Raw genomic sequence first — 18,025 nt, forward strand, 5'->3', positions numbered from 1 at the left:
ATAACTGATGACATACACCATCACAACAACGTATAAAAGAAGGCTTGCCGATACAACTACCCCGGTGAGCATCTACCTAAGGCTGCGCGACGTCTTTCCGAATACGATCCTGCTGGAAAGTTCCGACTATCATAGCCGCGAGAACTCTATGAGTTTTGTGTGTGCAGAGCCTGTAGCCGGGATTGTGTTGCAGAAGGGCGTGTTGTCCACGTATTTTCCCGACGGCACGAAGTTCGAGAAGGAAAAATTTAACCTTGTAGAGGAAATAGAGCGCTTTAAATCGAAATTCCAACTTGAACCGGTTCCGGCTATTAAAGATTTAACTAACGGACTGTTCGGTTATTTTACATGGAATGCTGTGCCGTATTTTGAAGACATCTCCTTCTCGGCTCCGACGCGACCAATAGAAGAAATACCCTTGATGCAGTATCATGTTTACCGCTATATTATTGCGATCGATCATTTCAGAAATGAAGTAACGCTGTTCGGGAATTCCTTTGACGCGGAGAAATCTGATGATCTCGAAAAAATGGAATATCTGATCCAGAATAAGAACTTCCCCGAGTATAGCTTTAGGTCTTCCGGGAAGGAAGAATCTAATCTGACCGACGAAGCATTCATGGAGATGGTGGAAAAGATGAAAAAGCATATCCTAAGGGGAGATGTTTTTCAAATTGTTCCGTCCAGAGCTTTTAAGCAGGGCTTTCAGGGTGATGAATTTAACGTTTACCGTTGCCTCCGCTCTATAAATCCCTCGCCGTATCTGTTTTACTTCGATTATGGAGGCTTTAAGCTTTTCGGATCTTCGCCCGAGGCACAGATTACGATTAAGAACAACGTAGCCAATATCTTTCCGATTGCGGGAACGTTTAAACGAACAGGTAATGATGAAGAGGATGCGGAACAGGCGCGTAAACTTGAACAGGATCCCAAGGAGAGCGCTGAGCACGTGATGCTGGTAGACCTGGCGAGGAATGATCTGAGCCGGCATTGCAACGGGGTGGAGGTAAAATCTTTTAAGGAAGTGCAGTACTACTCTCACCTAATTCATCTCGTGTCTAAAGTCAGCGGCAGTTTACAGGACCAGGTCTCTGCTTTTAAGGTGGTTGCCGACACATACCCAGCGGGAACGCTCAGCGGCGCCCCTAAGTACCGGGCAATGCAGCTGATCGATGACTATGAGGGACTTGGGCGTAATTTTTATGCTGGCGCCCTGGGATATATGGGCTTCAATGGTGATTTTAACCATTGTATCATGATCCGGACTTTTATGAGTAAAAATAATGAACTCCATTATAGGGCGGGAGCAGGAATTGTGGCCGATTCCATAGCGGAAAGTGAATTAAATGAAGTAAATAACAAGATAGCGGCATTGCGAAGGGCCATCGAAATGGCCGCTGGTATTTAGGGGTTGTTGCCGACAGAGATATAAATATGGAAAAGAAAGTTTTGGTAATTGATAATTATGATTCATTTACTTACAACCTGGTGCATCTGGTAAATGAACTGGGCCGTGATGTGGAGGTTTGGCGTAATGATAAGTTCGAGCTGGCTGATGTGGAGCAATATGATAAAATTATCCTTTCTCCCGGTCCGGGCATTCCTGAAGAGGCGGGTCTGCTGCTTGACGTAATTAAAAGGTATGCGCCGACGAAAAGTATTTTTGGTGTTTGTCTTGGTCAGCAGGCAATTGCTGAAGCTTTCGGCGGAACGCTTTTTAACCTTGGCAGGCCGATGCATGGGATTGCTACGCCGATAACCGTTAACGATAGGAATGAGTTACTGTTTAAAGACTGCCCAGAGGTAATCAATGTAGGACGGTACCATTCTTGGGTAGTGCAGAAAGAGGGCATGCCGGAATGCTTTACGGTGACCTCTACCGACAGCAGTGGTGAGATTATGTCGCTTAGACACAATATTTACGACCTGCGGGGCGTACAGTTTCATCCAGAGAGCGTGCTGACAGAATATGGTAGGGAAATGATGAAAGCCTGGTTAGATAATTAGTATATGAATATTTTAGATCGCATTGTTCTTCGGAAACAAGCAGAAGTACAGGAGGCCAAACAATCGGTATCCAGAGCGCAACTCGAGGCGAGTGTCTATTTCAATCGCAGCCCGCATTCATTTAAGGATTACCTCCTGGCTGCAGACCGCACAGGCATCATCGCAGAGTTTAAACGCCGGTCACCCTCCAAAGGTGTCATCAACGATCAGGCCTCCGTTGTGGAGGTTACCCAGGCCTATGCAAGTGCTGGTGCATCGGCTTTGTCGGTGTTGACGGATCGGGATTTTTTCGGCGGTTCGCCTCAGGATTTGCTCCGGGCAAGGGAAAATAATGATATACCTATTCTCCGCAAGGATTTTATGATCGACGAATACCAGTTGCTTGAGGCCAAGGCGTGGGGCGCGGACATCGTTCTGCTTATCGCAGCTATATTGAGTCCGCTGCAGATCACCAAGCTTTCATCCTTTGCAAAACAGCTCGGATTGAACGTATTACTGGAGGTTCATAACCAGGAAGAGCTGGACCGCAGTTTATGCGAGGATCTGGATGCAATCGGTGTAAACAACCGGAACTTGGCGGATTTTACTGTAAACATACAGACATCATTTGGTCTTGCTGAGCGGATTCCTGCCAATTTCATGAAGGTGTCTGAGAGTGCCATCAGCGACCCCGAAACGATCGCTTTGCTGAAGAGCGCGGGTTTTAACGGTTTCCTTATCGGCGAGAACTTTATGAAGACAAGGGACCCTGGCGCGGCTATGCGCAGTTTTGTCAGTCAGGTTAAGTCGGTATAACTTTTGTACATTTGATCTGTACATGGCAAGACAAAAATTTTATGATACGGCCCCAAAACAGGAGAGAGCGGTTCTGGTAGGTGTGATCAGGCCCGGTGAAAAGCCGGAGGAAACCCGGGAATACCTGGACGAACTGGCGTTTCTGGTAGACACAGCGGGTGGGCTGGTTGAGCAGGAGTTTACGCAGAAGATGCTGAAGCCAGACCGTGCCACTTTTGTTGGGACCGGTAAACTTGAGGAGATACAGGCTTACGTTAGGTCGGAAGAAATCGATATGGTGGTATTCGACGACGAATTGTCGCCCTCACAACTAAGAAACATTGAGCGCGAGCTGCAAGTAAAAATACTGGACAGGAGTAACCTGATACTGGATATATTTGCGGGAAGGGCGCAGACGGCGCAGGCAAAGACTCAGGTGGAGCTTGCACAACTGCAATACCTGCTCCCGCGGCTAACCCGGCTATGGACCCACCTTGAACGGCAGAAAGGCGGAATCGGAATGCGTGGACCGGGGGAAACACAGATAGAAAGTGACCGCCGGATGATCCTGGAAAAAATATCATTATTAAAAAGTCGCCTGAAGCAGATTGATAAGCAGAATGAAACGCAGCGAAAGAACAGGACGCAACTGATCCGGGTTGCGCTTGTGGGGTACACGAATGTGGGAAAGTCGACCATCATGAACATGCTCTCGAAATCTGAGGTATTTGCCGAGAATAAGCTCTTCGCTACCCTGGATACAACGGTTAGAAAGGTGGTTGTCGAGAATCTGCCCTTTTTACTCTCGGATACAGTTGGTTTTATCAGAAAGCTTCCCCACCACCTCGTAGAATGTTTTAAATCTACGCTTGACGAGGTTCGCGAGGCAGATATCCTTGTGCATGTTGTTGACGTTTCGCACCCGAACTTTGAGGATCAGATTCATGTAGTCAACGAAACGTTGAAAGACCTTGGCGCCAGGGACAAGGAGACGATCGTGGTATTTAATAAGATAGATGCTTATGTAAGTCCCGAGCCAGATCATCAGGAGGAGGAGCGGCTGCTTCTTACACTCGAAGACTTTAAGAATAGCTGGATGGGAAACGATAACGCCCCAGCTGTTTTTATCTCTGCTACTAATAAGGAGAATGTGGAGGAGTTCAAGAAATTATTATACGACAGGATATATGAAATGCATACTTCGCGGTATCCGTACGATAGGCTGTTATATTAATTGATAAAGGAGAATTATGGAAAGTAAGCGTCAACAAAAATTTGCGGGCATTATACAGGAAGAGTTAGCAGCTATCTTTCAGCGGGAAGGCGCTTCGTATCTGCCAAATACACTTGTCACGATTACCCGTGTCCGTGTTTCGCCAGACCTAGCTATCGCGAAGGTTTATCTGAGCTTTTTAAATACCAGCAATACGACGTTGTCTGTGGCAGAAGTTAACTCGCACGCGGGTGAGATAAGGTACAAACTCGGGGCACGCATCAGGCATCAGGCCCGAATCATCCCCACGCTAAGTTTCTTCGTTGATGATACCAATGAGTACGTTGAGCGCATGGATAAGATTTTCGATAAGCTTTCTAAAGATCGAAAAGATACTGACGATGTATGAAAGGAGTGATTCTTGCGCTGTTTGTTCTGAGTACCGCGGTGAAAGCCCAGCAACCGGTCTTTAAGGGCGGGCTCGAGAATTTTATTACCAAGAATAAGATGTATCCGATGTATTCGCTGCAGAACTGCATTGAGGGACAGGTAATCGTCGCCTTCAAGGTAGACAGGGTCGGCAATGTTTTTTACTCGGAGGTTCGGAATGGTCCGGGTACAGATTTGGACAAGGAAGCACTGAGATTGATACGCCTTACCAGCGGAAAGTGGACCGTACCGGCTGAGCATGACACCGCTACCTCTGTATTGGTTCCAATTAATTTTCAACTCTCCGGGTATGATTGTGCATCAAAAAGCCAGGAGGTTATAGCGCAGGCGATTAGGGCGTATAAAAATAACGAAAGCCTGACTGCTGCGGTGAGGAACTTTTACAGGAACAAGGCTTCCGGCACTTTTACGAAAGCAGAAGAAAGCCGTATCTTAGCACTGAAAGAGACTTTAGGATATGACGAGGCCTATCTTCAGCAGCGTTTGAGCGATGGGCGGAAGAAGCTTGAACAAAACGATAAGCAGGGTGCATGCGAGGAATTTCAGTTTGTCAAGGATATGGGCTCGGAAATCGCAGACGAACTGCTGGCCAGACATTGTAACTAAGCAACAATGCGGATTGCGTTTATGATTAGTTTGGCGTCGACGCTTCTGACTTTGCCAAGATATTCCCCGTCTACCTGGAAATGTGCAGGGTGTTTCGTCTTGATGGATAAGCTGCTGGTCTGAAACAACTCAATATTTTGAGGGTTCATGCTCATGCTGGTAAATTTCAATTTTAAAATTTCCATGACGGCGTATTTTTTTACCAGCACGACCTCGAACAGTTCATCATCCAGCCGCCCCTCGGGATTGATCTTTACACCGGTTCCATACATGGTGGCATTGGCAATGACTACCATAGCTGCTTCTGAAATAATTTTTTCTCCGGAGATTTCAAATGCCACTTCCATTTTACGGTGACTCCATAAGGCCTTCCAGGCCGCTTTAGCATACCCTAACATTCCCCGCTGGGGCAGTGTGTCAAACTTTTTTACGAGGTAGGCGTTGAATCCGATATCAGCCAGGTGGATACATAACTCGTTATTGACAGAGACTGCATGTATCATTTTAGGTGATCCGTTTACAGCGACTTCAAGCGCATCGTTGGCAGCCAGCGGTATTCCGAGCTCCTTTGCCATGCCATTGGCCGATCCCGCCGGGATAATCCCAATGGGTATTTCTGAGCGAAGCAGACTCTCGGCAACGAGTTTGATTGTTCCATCGCCGCCTACGGCCACGACACGGTCGGCCATCGACTTGTTTATAATTCCTTTGAGTGTATCTAAAGCGCAATTAGGCGGTAATTCGTAAATCTCTGCCTCGTGTTGGGTAAGGTCTATAAAGTAATCTGTTATGATGGTGTTAAAATTTACTTCATCACTTCCTGAGCCAGGATTAACTATGAACAGTAATTTCATTTCAGGTTGTAATATGGGAGTTTTCATTATCACAAACAACCGCAAGGTTGGTCTGTTTTAATTTAATGAATAATTCGGTAAGTGTTAAAGTTTATCATGGCTACGGACACAGCCAGAATATGGTGGTTTACGGACATGTGTTTCGATTTAAAGCCCATACAAGGCAAACCTTCAGCAACAATCTGCTCGTCAACATCATCCATCTGCTTAAGTTATTTATATTGAAACCTTTTCCGTTTGTTCAGGTAAGGCTCACTTTCGAGGGCCAGGAGGTTTATCAAAAAACTGAATATGATGGCTTTTTCAAGTTTGAATGGAGCGTGCCGGAAGGGATAAATGCTGGTTGGCATGGAGTGAAAGTTGAAGCACTGGATGATGGGGGCAAGGTGATCGGGGTAGGCCAGGGACAAATATATGTACCACATATTACCCAATATGCGTTCATCTCGGATATTGATGATACGATAATGGTGTCGCATTCGGCGACAATAGGCAGGCGGCTGCGTGAGCTATTTATTAAAAATCCGCGAACTAGAAAGACTTTTAAAGATGTGTATACCCACTATAACCTGTTGGCCTTTTCACATACGCAGGCTGATCAGCCCAATCCATTTTTTTATGTTTCCAGCAGTGAGTGGAACCTGTATGATTACCTTGTGGAGACCTTTAGGTTTAATAAGTTGCCAGAAGGAACTTTTCTGCTCAACCAGATCAAACGCTGGAAAGATTTGATCAAGACCGGGAAGACGGGTCATGAAGGCAAGTTGCTGCGCGTTATGCGTATTCTCGACGCCTTTCCTAACCAGCGCTTTGTTTTTTTTGGCGATAACTCACAGAAAGATCCGCAAATTTACACCACCATTGCCAAACGATATCCGAAAAACATAGAGGCGATATATATCCGTAACATCAGAAAGAAAAGGGAGGTGGAGACACTAAACCTCCTTGAAGAGGCCAGACTGGCCGGGATCCAGACTTGTCTTTTTAACAGCAGTGCGGAGGCAATCGCTCACTCGCGCGCTGTTGGTCTAATTACCGACCTCGGCTAGAGGGCTAATTGAGGATTTCTCGGATATCATCTTTACTGAGTGACTTAAAAAAGCTCTCCTCTGTGGTAATCAAGGCGGTCGCCAGTCGTTTTTTGCGATTCTGCAAGGCGAGAATCTTTTCTTCAACGGTGTCTTTACTAATGAATTTATAAATGAAGACCTTTTTGCCTTGTCCGATCCGGTGCGAACGGTCGATAGCCTGCTGCTCCACAGCAGGATTCCACCAAGGGTCAAGGATGAAAACGTAGTCAGCCTCAGTAAGATTCAGACCAACGCCGCCTGCCTTAATAGAGATCAGAAATACCTTTAGATCGGGCTTTTTCTGAAAATCGGCCACAACCTTGCCGCGTTCTTTTGTAGAGCCGTCGAGGTAACTGAATGCGACATTTTCCCGCTCAAAATGATCTTTGAACAAGCTGAGATGTTTTACAAATTGTGAGAAAATTAAAACTTTGTGCCCACCTTTCAAGACGTTGTCGAGCGTTTCAATTACGCTTTCAAATTTGCCAGAGTTTGATGCGTAGCCATTGTCGATCATTGCTGGATGGTTGGCTAGTTGCCGCAACAGGGTTAGCCCCTGCAGTAAAATGACCTGCTTCTTTGCAAACGACCCATCGTCAAGGCTGTTGAGGAGGTCGTTACGGTAAGCGGATTTTGTCTTTTCATAATATGCAGACTGATCTTCCGTCATCTCACAATAGATTGTCTGTTCGGTTTTTGGCGGTAGCTCGGCCGCGACCTGTTCTTTGGTTCGCCTGAGAATAAAGGGTTTGATGATAGCCTGCAATTTGCGGCTCTTCTCCTCATCTTTCTTTTTTTCTATCGCCTGCACGTATTCCTCATTAAAGAAAGATTGCGTGCCAAGAAGGCCTGGATTGAGGAAGGTTAATTGTGACCAGAGGTCAGCCACAGAGTTTTCCACAGGCGTGCCGCTTAGCGCCAGTTTGTATGTCGATTTAAGCGTGCGCACGGCCTTGAAAGACTTTGATGCAGGGTTTTTGATGTTTTGACTTTCGTCGAGTATAACGTAGCTGAAATGGAAATTTGAAAGTATATTGATATCGACGCGTGTAACACCGTAAGTTGTGATGATAATATCATAATCCGCAAATGTGCTTACATCTTTAGCTCTGGATGACCCGATATGCGGATGGATCTTTAATTGGGGTGTGAACTTTGATGCCTCGTTTAACCAGTTATAGATCAAAGAGGTCGGCATCACGATCAGTGACGTGCGACCTGCCGTTTCGTCGCTTTCTTCCTTTAGCTTTTGCAGCATGGCCAATGTCTGAATAGTCTTACCTAAGCCCATATCGTCTGCCAGGCAACCGCCAAAATGATAATCCCGGAGAAAGCTGAACCAGTTATAGCCAGCTTTCTGATAGCTACGCAGATTGCCCTGAAAGCCCACAGGCATGCGTACGTCAGCAATATCTTCAAAATTGTTCAGCCGCTGCAGTTTTCTGCTTAGTGCAACGCTGGCGAGGCTGTCTTCAGCGAGCTCATTGATGAGGCCGATGTGATGTTTTTTTAATTTGAGGGAGGTTGTTCTGTCTGATAAGCTGAAAATGCTTCCATAAAGCTCAAACCACTTGTCAGGAATCACAGCGATCGTGCCGTCGGGCAATGTAAACTCATGCTTTTTGTGAAGGATGTGCTGCCGTAATGTGATAAAGGGAATTGCGTGTTCCCCAAAATACACGATTGCATGAATATCAAACCAGTCGTTGTCTTCCTTTATCTCGAAGCTGATCTTACTGGTGGCAATCAGAAACTTCTTGGCGCCCGTCTCGGCTATAATCTCGAAGCCCTGCTTTGTCAGTTCGTCCAAATGTTCATTGACCCAGTTAATAACGGCGTAAGAAAAGCGGTCGCCGGCTGCGGCAGGTTCCAGGTTATAGGCTAGAAAGCCGACCTTTCTAAGCCCCATGTTGATCAGCGCATCGAACTTTGCCTTTTCGAGCTGAGCATCTCTTCTAACCCGGATAAAGGTATAGTTGCCAGCCTCCCGGATCAGTTCGACAGTTACTTTCTTTTCGTTGCCGGCAGAGAATTTATGATCCCCGTATCGGAAATAGAGCGCCAGTTGCGAGATGCCGCCTTCAACGTATACGATTTGCAGGGTCGGAACGGCAACATGTTTTTCAGTCCTGATCTCGAACCCTTCTGCGTAAACGTGATATTTTTCAATTAGAGGACATACAAATTTTTGAAAATAAGTTTCCTCCGTTGACCTTGATATGGATATAAAACGCTTGTTAAGGAACGGCTGCAGTTTCTTGCCTTCGATATCTTGTTCAAAAAAGTATAGTGTATCGTTCAAAAGCAACCAGGCAGGCTGGTTGCTGACCACATGCGCATCCTTAAACATGAAATCGATACGCATTCCCTGAAATTTGATGGTTGGAAAATATCGGGTCTCTTTGTCATTTCTACGAAAATGGAACAGCACTGTAGCAGGTTCTTCGGCCAGTGCTATTTGCCGTTCAGCAGGCCAGCCGTCACTGTCCATGAGATATAATGCTCCACCGGTCGCTTTTAAAACTGTAAGTACTTCAGATAACCGCTTTTCTATGCGCGGACGCACGTGCTCATAGAACTTATCGCTGAAAGTTTTACTGAAGAATTCCACTGCGCGGATTGCTTTTTTGTGATGTTTTTTGATGATCGCATCCTGCTCCGTTTCGTCGAGAATTTTTATAAGTCTGAAGTCACGGTCGGTGAGATGTGCTGCGAATTCCCCTGCGGTATGCGAAAAAAGCCGCTGATAGGTGAGAGAAAAGTCACCCTGAGGATTAAGCTGTACGACGTGAGGTTCGATTAAGTAGCCAAGATAAGCGTGCTTACATAGAGAGTAAACGATCTTGAAAGGTTTTGAGCTGTCTACGCGTAACATTGATGAAAGTAAAGCCTGTGTCTTGGTGACTAAAAAAGAGGTTAAACTTACATCAAATCCCCAGTTTTGTCAAATATCAGGGGCGAATGTTGACATAGATATTACTAGGCTTTGAGGATTTAACTGTTTATTTGTATAATATAAGGGATCTTAATATGCGTTATTGTCAGTTGATTAGCGCCCTGGCTGTTTGTATGTTGATAATTAATTGAGGTTTACTGTAGTTTATTGTGTAAACTTATCAAGTGATTTTTCAAACAAAAGGAGTAGTTCTTTAATTGTTAGTTTATGGAAGAGGAGTTTTATTTTGATCATAATGATGATACACAGCGTTCAGTAGAACGGTATGAGGAAATGATCCGGAATCATGACCAGTATTTCTTTGACGCGCATGCTTTTGAGCACATCATAGACTATTATATTGAGAAAAACGACCCGGTAAAGGCTTTGCAGGTTACAGAATACGCGGTAAACCAGCATCCCTATGCAGCAGGATTTCTTGTAAAGCAGGCGCAGCTGTTTTATCTGACTGAACAGACTGAACTTGCCTTCCTTGCGCTGGAGAAGGCCGAAATGCTGGAGGCTTCAGAAGCCGAGATTTACATCTTAAGAGGAAATATCTACAACAATCTGGAACGTTACTCGGAAGCATTGGATAACTTTCAAAAGGCCCTTGATTTTGCCGAGACCACCGATGAAATTCTCCTTCAGATATCTTATGTGTACCAAAACATGCTTGATTATGAAAATGCAATAATCTATATCAAGCGCAGTCTTGAACAAAACATGGAAAATAAGGACGGGCTGTATGAGCTCGCGTTTTGTTATGATATTCTGGACAAACAGGAGGAGAGCATACTGTTCTATCAGGAATACATAGATAACGATCCTTATTCTTATGCAGCCTGGTATAATCTGGCGAATTCTTATCATAAGCTTGATATGTTCGAAAAGGCTATTGACGCGTACGACTATGCCATCTTGATCAAGGATAATTTCGCATCAGCTTACTATAATAAGGGAAATGCATTGGTGCAGCTCGACAGGTTCACCGAAGCAATAGGGGTTTACAAACAGACCTTTGAGTATGAAAAGCCAAATGCCGAAACCTATTGCGCAATCGGCGAATGTTATGAGAAGCTTGAAAACATGGATGAGGCACGTGCCTATTACAAGAAGTCCGTTAAGCTCGATGCTAACATGGCCGATGCCTGGTTCGGGATAGGCGTTACGCTGAATTTTGAGGGACGTTACTTTGAATCGCTACACTTTTATAAAAAGGCGCTTGAGCTTGATGGAGAAAATCCGGATTTCTGGTTTGCAATGGCCGATGCGTACTATAAGCTCGGACAGATAGACCAATCGATAGACGCCTATAACAAGGTACTTGAATACAACCCGGTTGATGTGGAGGCCTGGCTTGATTATTCGACCGTATTATATGAGCAGGGCAAGCTATTAGAGGCTTCAGAAGCTATTTCAGAGGCGATAAAAAACAACCCGGACGCGGCCGAACTATATTACCGGATGGTAGCCTATCTGTTTGCTATGGGGGAAAAGAACGATGCCTTGCTATTTCTGGAAACCGCTTTGAAAACAGACCCCGACAAGCATCATATACTTTTTGAATACCTGCCGCAATTACAGGAGAATGGCTCGATCCTAGAAGTGATCAACCGCTATTTGAAATAAAAGCGGACAGTTTTATTGGTCATTGGCAATAAAACTGTACATTTTTTTTCACCTTTGTGATCAATATGAATTACCCGTTGAATAATTTACCTGACAGACCCGTTAAGCCCCGGAACAAAGGGATTACTATGGTCATGGATAAGGGGCTCAGCATGAGACAAACTGAAGATTTCATTGATATCGCTGGTGTACATACTGATATCGTGAAGCTCGGTTGGGCAACTTCGTTCGTTACGCCTAAACTGAAGGAAAAACTTGCGATATATAAATCTGCTGGTATTCCTACGTATTTCGGTGGTACGCTCTTCGAAGCTTTTATCATCAGGAACCAGTTCGACGACTACCGCCGGGTGCTTGATGAATTTCAGATGGAATACGTTGAAGTGTCGGATGGGTCTATAACGATTGAACACGAGCTTAAGTGTGAGTATATTAGTAAACTGTCAGACCAGGTTACCGTGATATCTGAAGTTGGCTCAAAAGATGCCGCTAAGATTTTTGCACCCTACAAATGGATTAAGCTGATGCAGGCTGAGATAGATGCAGGATCCTGGAAAGTAATCGCTGAGGCCAGGGAAGGTGGAAATGTAGGAATTTACCGGGGGTCCGGCGAAGTGAGAGAGGGCCTGGTTGATGAGATCCTCACCCAGATACCGGAGGAAGCGATCATTTGGGAGGCGCCGCAGAAAGAGCAACAGGTTTGGTTTATCAAACTGCTTGGATCGAATGTGAACCTGGGCAATATAGCTCCGGCAGAAGTGATTCCCCTTGAAACAATCCGGTTGGGTTTAAGAGGCGATACATTTGATCACTTTCTTAATCTTTCGGAGATTTAGCGTTTGGACTCTAATAATCTTCCTGATATGAGAAAATTTGGTTTGATCGGCTTCCCATTATCACATTCTTTCTCGAAGAAGTTTTTTACGGAGAAGTTTGAGAAAGAACGGATCACCGGATGCGGTTACGAGTTGTATCCGATCCGGGAGATCGGAATGCTTCCCGCGTTGCTGGCTGAAAACAAAACGCTTGAGGGCATCAACGTGACAATTCCCTACAAGCTCGATGTTATGCCATTTTTGACGGAAGTGGACGAAGCTGCACTTGAGATTGGCGCAGTGAATTGCATTTCTGTCGACCGCAGCGCCGACGCGCTCTTCCTGAAAGGATATAATACGGACGCGTACGGTTTCGAACAGTCACTGTTACCTTTATTGGAGCACCATCACAGGAAGGCATTGATCTTTGGCGACGGGGGCGCCGCCAAGGCGGTCAAGTATGTATTGAAGAAGCTGAAAATCCCTTTTCTGGTAGTTAGTAGAAGGCTTTCAGACAAAACAATTCCCTATGAGCAGCTCAATCCGGTACTGCTCGCCGAATACACAGTACTCATAAACACCACGCCTCTAGGTATGTCGCCCGATTATGAAACCTATCCGCTTTTTCCATACGAGGCGCTTACTCCGGAACATCTAGCTTACGACCTGGTGTATAATCCTGAGGAAACCACCTTTTTAAGAAAGGTACGTGAGCGTTCGGGGAAGACAAAGAATGGGTTGGAGATGCTCTATCTCCAGGCGGAACGGTCCTGGCATATCTGGAACCCATGATCAGGCGCATAGGCGGAACTTTGGTTGTCATTATATTGTTCGCATCCTGTTGGGGTGAAGATTATTCCCCCAAGCCGCGCGGTTACTTTAATATTGAATTTCCGAAAAAACAGTACCGCCAGTTTGATCAGGGCTGTGCTTTTACCTTTGATTATCCGGTATACGGGTCGGTAGAGGCTGACAGCAGGGATACGCGGCCTTGTTGGTATAATCTGGTGTTCTCGAGGTTTAATGGACGATTGCATCTGACTTATTACGACGTGACATCAAAGGCGGAATTTGAAAGTCTCGCTGAAGACGCTCGGACGTTCGCCTTCAAGCACACGGTCAAAGCGAATGCAATCGATCAAAAGTTAATTAATTATCCCGACAAACGGGTATATGGCATATATTATGCGATAGAAGGTAATACGGCGTCGTCCATACAGTTTTTCCTGACCGACAGCGCAAAGCACTATTTCAGGGGCGCCCTATATTTTAGTGAACGGCCGCAATTCGATTCGATACAACCCGTAGTGGAGTTTATAAGGGTGGATGTCGACAGGTTGATCGGGACTTTTAAATGGAAATAATACTTAGCAAATGATAACAATACATAGTTTCACGTTTAATCCGGTGCAGGAAAATACGTACGTTTTGTTTGACGAGACGGGCGAATGTGTAATCATTGACCCTGGTATGTACGACTCGTCGGAGCAGAACGAGTTTGTCCGGTTTATAAAAGACAACAGGTTGAAACCTGTCGCATTGTTAAATACACACTGTCACTACGACCATGTTTTCGGCAACCGGTTTGTGTATGATAACTGGGGGCTCAAACCGCAGTTCCACGAGGGGGAACTAGTCGTTTTGCATGCTATACCTGGCTACCTGCCTCAAATGGGTCTGCAATACGACTTGTCGCCACAGCCCGAAACCTTTCTGGTAACGGGTGATCTCGTCAGCTTTGGAAGCAGTAGGTTAGAGGTAATATTTGCGCCTGGTCATTCTCCTGGTCATATTTGTTTTTATGCGTCAAAAGAAGCGTTTTTAATTGGTGGTGATGTATTGTTTTATGGTAGCATCGGTCGCACCGACCTACCTGGAGGAAATTACAGCCAACTGATTACCAGTATAAGAGAGGGCCTTTTAGTATTACCTGAGGACTGTAAGGTTTACCCTGGACATGGGCCGTCGACAACAATCGGCTTCGAGAAACAACATAATCCTTTCCTTAGATAGCATGTTTAACTGTTACTGCAATTGAATACTTCATTTTACATAGCCAGGCGCTACCTTTTTTCTAAGAAGGCAACGAATGCGATAAACGTAATCTCGGCCATCTCGATGGTTGGAGTGTTTGTCGGAAGTGCTGCACTGATTGTCATACTGTCGGTTTTCAATGGCTTTGAAGAGGTGGTACTCAAAATGTTCAACACGTTGAGCCCGCATATAATGATTTCGCCGCAACAGGGAAAGAGTTTTGATCCGAAGATGCCCTACTTTAACGCGCTGCGGGCAGACGAATCGATATACTCTTACACGGAAGTGCTTTCAGAAAATGCGCTTCTAAAATACAACGACAAGCAGTCTGTAAGTATGATCAAAGGCGTAAGTGGGGACTATCTAAAAAATGAGAGTCTTGACAGCATAACAATTGAGGGTCAGTTCGTCCTTGAAAATAGGAGCGGATACCGCGTGTTGATAGGCTCAGCCATACAGACATACCTGATGGTAAATATTTCTGATCCGTTTAACGAGTTGCAGGTGTTTTCTCCAAAAAAAGGCAGCAAAGGAAATGCTTTAAATCCAGCAGATGACTTTAATATGCTTGGCATTCCCGTGGGTGGTGTTTTCGAAGTGCAGCAGGACTTCGATAACGTAGCTATTGTACCACTTGCTTTTGCGCGGCAACTGTTCGACGAGCCTAGTAGGGTCTCGTCAATTGAAATCAACCTGGTTCCGGGAGCAGACATTGATAGCTTCAAGAAAACTATAAAAGACTCAATTGGCGACAGATTTGAGGTAAAAGACCGAATTGAACAAAACAAAGTTCTTTACAATATTCTAGGCAGCGAGAAATGGGCGGTTTATATCATTCTTACGTTTATCCTGATTATCGCTATTTTTAATATTATCGGATCTATGACTATGCTTGTCATTGATAAACTCAAAGATATAGCCATATTAAGCAGTCTGGGTGCCGGAAAAAAGCTGATCAAACGAATATTCTTTCTTGAAGGCATGATGATTACCATGACCGGATGCATCGGCGGTCTTGCGTTAGGCTTTGCATTCTGTTTCCTGCAGAAACAATTTGGGTTCTTTAAGATGTCGCAGGAAAACCTCGTGATTGCTAATGCATATCCGGTAGCGTTCAAAGCAATGGATTTTGTGCTTGTTTTCCTGACTGTTGGTGTGTTTTCTTTTGTGGCATCAGCTTTGTCAGCTAGTCTAAGCGTTAAGAGGATAAATTACTTAAATAAAGATCTGTAGATATATGCAGGATCATATAAAAATTTTCATACTGTTTGCTGTCGTGTTCGGTCTGAGCGCATGTAATGGAAGTAGTACTTCCGAGCGGGCGAGCGATGCTGTTAAGATTGCTAAAGGGCTTTACAGCTACGGACCTGAGATAAAATCTTTCACCGATTGCGAGGGTGGGCAAGAGTATTGGGTGGCTGATAGTGCAAAAACACTTGAGCTGGCGTACAGCAACTTCAATTTTGAGAAACCTTACGAGCCTGTTTATATCGAGGTACAATGCCGGTTGATCAAGTCTGACAGTTTGGTCGTGTCGGCCGACTTCGACTCGACTATGGTCGTTACAAAGCTTCTTAAAATCACAAAAGAAATTCCCGAAGGCCCTTGTCGCTAGCGGTTTTATGACGTTAAGAACAGACTTTTGCTCAGGGGTTGCAATATCCCCTTCTTCTGTGCCAAATTAAACAGGGTATCGATGGCCCTTCTTCCCTCAATGCCCAAATGGGCGCTGTACTTATTCACATAAAGGTCAATGTGCTTGTACATGACTGCCTCACTCATTTCCTGCGCATGAGATTTAATGAAGGAAAGCCCCGATTTTGGGTGCTCAAACGCGAATTCGACGGACCTCCTTATAAGCCGGTTTACCTTGTGCTGAATCTTGGGGTCCACGTCACGACGTATAACAATGCCGCCAAGCGGAATTGCACAGCCGGTAAGCTCTTCCCAGTAATTCCCCAGGTCGATGATTTTGTGCAATCCCTTCTCTTCGTACGTAAACCGGTTCTCATGGATAATGACGCCGAGGTCAATTTCTCCGCTCAGCAGTGCGGGCTCAATGCTTGAAAAAATCAATTCGCGCTTATTGCTTAAATGGGGAAAGGCAATATTCAGAAGGAAGTTTGCTGTCGTATATTTTCCGGGAATACCAATTCTCAAATCCGGGTGCAGATCGTTTAGCCGCCCCACAAGCTGCCCGTCTTTAGCAATCAGCATTGGCCCTACACCAAAACCCAACGCGCTTCCCGCGTCAAGCAGGACATAATTCTCATATACATAAGCAAACGCATGAAAACTTAATTTGGTGATATGCAGGTCTCCCTTGAATGCTTTATGATTTAAAGTTTCCACGTCGTCGAAGCTGACGTCAAACTCCAGACCTTCCGTATCTATCTTTTGATGGATAAGGGCGTCAAATATAAAGGTGTCATTCGGACACGGGGAAAAGCCTAAAGTAAGTTTCATAACCTAAAAGTACTCAGCTCGGGAAAGTTATCGGTTAGCGATTTGTCAAATAATCAATCGCCCAGGTATTCAGGTTCCGGATCGCAAGCCCGATGTCCCAATTGGAACTGTTTCGCTCCTCAACATAATTAGAAACGCTACGGATCTGGATGCATGGCAGGGAAAGTTCGTTGCAGCAATAAAACACTGCCGCACCTTCCATACTTTCTGTTACCGGACTGAGGCGATTCGTTACCTCTGCTATGCTGTCTGCCCGGCCATGTACAGAGTTGACCGTTATGCCCCTGACTTCTTTTAATGCGGCAACAAACGGCGTATCAGCAGGGACTCGGGCCGGGATTCTTGAGCGACCAAAACCAAGCTCGTCTATCGATAAAAAGCCGTCGCCATTCTCAGCGCCTAATTCAGAAAATTCATCAGCAATAATGTTCAGCACGCTGCCAAGGGGAATGGACCGGTCAAAGCATCCGGCGATGCCCAGGTTGACAACAAGGTTATAGCTGAGGTTAAGACGCTGCCCAAGTGCAAAAGCTGTCGCTGTCATACCTACGCCACTGATCAGAAGGTCGAAAGCCGGCGTTTGGACAAAGTTCGCCTCCGCTAATTTGAAGTGTTTATAAAGTGGCGCTATTTCAGCCCGCGTTGCAGCAATTATAAGCGTTTTCATCGTGATCATGACATTTTCGGGACTGCGTAAGTTTCGTTAAACCTTTCTACTTTAAGCTTTCTGCGTATATTTGCAAATAATATAAGTACCATGATATATATAACGAGGAAAGCTTCCTTTAACGCGGCTCACAAATTATCCCGGCCCGACTGGACGGACGATAAAAATACGGAAGTTTTTGGAAAGTGCGCTAATCCCAACTGGCATGGACACAACTATCAGCTGTTTGTAACAGTAAAGGGGGAGGTGAATCCTGAAACTGGCTTTTTAGTCGACCTGAAGTGGCTTAAGGACGTCGTTAACGCACATGTAGTGGACAAAATCGACCACAAAAACCTAAACATGGACGTAGATTTTATGCAGGGAAAGCTTGCTTCGACTGAAAATCTCGCCATCGCTGTCTGGGATATATTGGCACCCCTAATTAATGATTCAGGCGCGCAGTTGCATGCCATCAAAATTCATGAAACCGAAAACAACTTTGTTGAGTATTTCGGCTAAT

Annotated in this window: 19 protein-coding genes; 15 read left to right on the forward strand and 4 right to left on the reverse strand. The window is 45.2% G+C overall.

The features are described 5' to 3' along the window. Positions 1 to 7: 7 nt before the first annotated feature. The 6 genes from J3P40_RS03485 to J3P40_RS03510 are packed head-to-tail and all read left to right on the forward strand — an operon-like array spanning position 8 to position 5,050. Positions 8 to 1,408: an anthranilate synthase component I family protein gene (locus J3P40_RS03485; RefSeq protein ID WP_256002999.1), complete on the forward strand. Its 1,401-nt coding sequence runs from the start codon at positions 8 to 10 to the stop codon at positions 1,406 to 1,408. A 26-nt stretch (positions 1,409 to 1,434) separates the two neighbouring features. After that, a complete protein-coding gene (locus J3P40_RS03490; RefSeq protein ID WP_256003000.1) occupies positions 1,435 to 2,007 on the forward strand; it encodes an anthranilate synthase component II in 573 nt (190 codons plus the stop codon). Positions 2,008 to 2,010: 3 nt separating this feature from the next. Next, positions 2,011 to 2,802: an indole-3-glycerol phosphate synthase TrpC gene (gene trpC, locus J3P40_RS03495; protein ID WP_256003001.1), complete on the forward strand. Its 792-nt coding sequence runs from the start codon at positions 2,011 to 2,013 to the stop codon at positions 2,800 to 2,802. Between the two features lie 22 nt (positions 2,803 to 2,824). Next, complete coding sequence (gene hflX / locus J3P40_RS03500; protein WP_256003002.1) at positions 2,825 to 4,015, forward strand: GTPase HflX; 1,191 nt, start codon at positions 2,825 to 2,827, stop codon at positions 4,013 to 4,015. A gap of 16 nt (positions 4,016 to 4,031) precedes the next feature. Beyond that, positions 4,032 to 4,403, forward strand: coding sequence for a 30S ribosome-binding factor RbfA (gene rbfA, locus J3P40_RS03505; RefSeq protein WP_256003003.1), 372 nt, complete (start codon positions 4,032 to 4,034; stop codon positions 4,401 to 4,403). Continuing rightward, the gene (locus tag J3P40_RS03510) at positions 4,400 to 5,050 is read left to right on the forward strand and encodes a TonB family protein (RefSeq protein ID WP_256003005.1); all 651 of its coding nucleotides are present in this window, start codon (positions 4,400 to 4,402) and stop codon (positions 5,048 to 5,050) included. Before rbfA ends, J3P40_RS03510 begins: the two co-directional genes overlap by 4 nt. On the opposite strand, the gene J3P40_RS03515 is transcribed toward J3P40_RS03510, so the two are convergent. Continuing rightward, entirely contained in the window at positions 5,047 to 5,904 is an 858-nt protein-coding gene (locus tag J3P40_RS03515; RefSeq protein ID WP_256003007.1) for a diacylglycerol/lipid kinase family protein, read from the reverse strand. The two genes, J3P40_RS03510 and J3P40_RS03515, sit on opposite strands and share 4 nt — an antisense overlap. Positions 5,905 to 5,969: 65 nt before the next feature. Here J3P40_RS03515 and J3P40_RS03520 point away from each other — a divergent pair, with 65 nt between their 5' ends. After that, positions 5,970 to 6,953, forward strand: a complete 984-nt coding sequence (locus J3P40_RS03520; RefSeq protein ID WP_256003009.1) for an App1 family protein phosphatidate phosphatase — start codon at positions 5,970 to 5,972, stop codon at positions 6,951 to 6,953. A 4-nt stretch (positions 6,954 to 6,957) separates the two neighbouring features. Here the strand turns inward: J3P40_RS03520 and J3P40_RS03525 are convergent, their stop codons facing one another. After that, on the reverse strand, positions 6,958 to 9,849 hold the full coding sequence (locus tag J3P40_RS03525) for a DEAD/DEAH box helicase (protein WP_256003011.1): 2,892 nt from the start codon (positions 9,847 to 9,849) through the stop codon (positions 6,958 to 6,960). 288 nt (positions 9,850 to 10,137) lie between these two features. On the opposite strand from J3P40_RS03525, the gene J3P40_RS03530 reads away from it, so the two are divergent. The 7 genes from J3P40_RS03530 (at position 10,138) to J3P40_RS03560 (ending at position 16,005) form a co-directional block, all read left to right on the forward strand. Continuing rightward, entirely contained in the window at positions 10,138 to 11,541 is a 1,404-nt protein-coding gene (locus tag J3P40_RS03530; RefSeq protein ID WP_256003013.1) for a tetratricopeptide repeat protein, read from the forward strand. A 65-nt stretch (positions 11,542 to 11,606) separates the two neighbouring features. Next, a complete protein-coding gene (locus J3P40_RS03535) occupies positions 11,607 to 12,377 on the forward strand; it encodes a phosphosulfolactate synthase (protein WP_256003015.1) in 771 nt (256 codons plus the stop codon). Positions 12,378 to 12,404: 27 nt separating this feature from the next. Then, on the forward strand, positions 12,405 to 13,148 hold the full coding sequence (locus J3P40_RS03540) for a shikimate dehydrogenase family protein (RefSeq protein WP_256003018.1): 744 nt from the start codon (positions 12,405 to 12,407) through the stop codon (positions 13,146 to 13,148). Continuing rightward, positions 13,145 to 13,720, forward strand: a complete 576-nt coding sequence (gene gldD, locus J3P40_RS03545) for a gliding motility lipoprotein GldD (protein WP_256003021.1) — start codon at positions 13,145 to 13,147, stop codon at positions 13,718 to 13,720. The genes J3P40_RS03540 and gldD overlap by 4 nt, the downstream gene beginning before the upstream one ends. 10 nt (positions 13,721 to 13,730) lie before the next feature. Next, entirely contained in the window at positions 13,731 to 14,369 is a 639-nt protein-coding gene (locus tag J3P40_RS03550) for an MBL fold metallo-hydrolase (protein WP_256003024.1), read from the forward strand. Positions 14,370 to 14,390: 21 nt separating this feature from the next. Next, positions 14,391 to 15,623, forward strand: a complete 1,233-nt coding sequence (locus J3P40_RS03555; protein WP_256003026.1) for an ABC transporter permease — start codon at positions 14,391 to 14,393, stop codon at positions 15,621 to 15,623. 4 nt (positions 15,624 to 15,627) lie between these two features. Next, entirely contained in the window at positions 15,628 to 16,005 is a 378-nt protein-coding gene (locus J3P40_RS03560; protein ID WP_256003028.1) for a hypothetical protein, read from the forward strand. A gap of 5 nt (positions 16,006 to 16,010) precedes the next feature. Here J3P40_RS03560 and J3P40_RS03565 read toward each other — a convergent pair whose 3' ends face one another. Beyond that, positions 16,011 to 16,856, reverse strand: coding sequence for a menaquinone biosynthesis family protein (locus J3P40_RS03565; RefSeq protein ID WP_256003030.1), 846 nt, complete (start codon positions 16,854 to 16,856; stop codon positions 16,011 to 16,013). A gap of 34 nt (positions 16,857 to 16,890) precedes the next feature. Further along, positions 16,891 to 17,523, reverse strand: a complete 633-nt coding sequence (gene mqnB, locus J3P40_RS03570) for a futalosine hydrolase (RefSeq protein WP_256003032.1) — start codon at positions 17,521 to 17,523, stop codon at positions 16,891 to 16,893. 90 nt (positions 17,524 to 17,613) lie between these two features. On the opposite strand from mqnB, the gene J3P40_RS03575 reads away from it, so the two are divergent. Further along, the gene (locus J3P40_RS03575) at positions 17,614 to 18,024 is read left to right on the forward strand and encodes a 6-pyruvoyl trahydropterin synthase family protein (RefSeq protein WP_256003034.1); all 411 of its coding nucleotides are present in this window, start codon (positions 17,614 to 17,616) and stop codon (positions 18,022 to 18,024) included. The last annotated feature ends 1 nt before the right edge of the window (position 18,025 follow it).

Source organism: Pedobacter deserti, assembly GCF_024436415.1.
GTDB lineage: Bacteria > Bacteroidota > Bacteroidia > Sphingobacteriales > Sphingobacteriaceae > Pedobacter > Pedobacter faecalis.